The 747-nt window shown below is 33.2% G+C and carries 1 protein-coding gene; it reads left to right on the forward strand.

Features of this window, described 5'->3' with window-relative positions:
- Window positions 1-747 (forward strand): hypothetical protein (locus GY937_04940; GenBank protein MCP5056057.1); only part of this gene is annotated, 747 nt, incomplete at both ends.

The raw sequence follows: 747 nt of genomic DNA on the forward strand, positions 1-747 counted from the left end.
ATCATTTCAGATACAACACCAGCATTTAACGGAACAGCTAAAAATGTAGAGGGTTACGTAAATGTAGAAGTAAATGGTAAGTTATACCAAGTAGAAGTAGTAGATGGTAGATGGAATTTAGATACAACAACAGCAATTGCAGTAGGTGAAACAGAAGTTACAGAATTAGATGAAGGAAATTATACAGTTACTGTAAATGCAGTAGATGCTGATGGAAATGCAATAGTTCCAGTAACAGATACATTTACAGTTGATAAAACAACAGATGCGGTTGTAACAGTGTTAGATACAGTAGAAACAAATGATACAACACCAGAATTTAGTGGAACATCTAAAAATGTAGACGGTGATCTTACAATAGATATTAATGGGAATGTATATACAGTTACTCCAGAAGCTAATGGTAACTGGACTTTAGATACAACAACAGCTATTCCAAATGGTGGAAATGCTCCAGTTGAATTAAAAGATGGTGAATATACAATTACTATTGATGCAGAAGATGCTGATGGAAATGCAATAGAACCAGTAACAGATACATTTATAATATATACATTACATACAATAACAGATGCAGTAACATTAGTAGATACAACAGTAACTTCAGATACAACACCAGCATTTAACGGAACAGCAAAAAATGTAGAAGGTTATTTAGATGTAGAAGTAAATGGTAAGTTATACCAAGTAGAAGTAGTAGATGGTAGCTGGAATTTAGATACAACAACAGCAATTGCAGTAGGTGAA

The sequence above is a fragment of the bacterium genome, from assembly GCA_024228115.1.
Classification (GTDB): Bacteria; Myxococcota_A; UBA9160; order UBA9160; family UBA6930.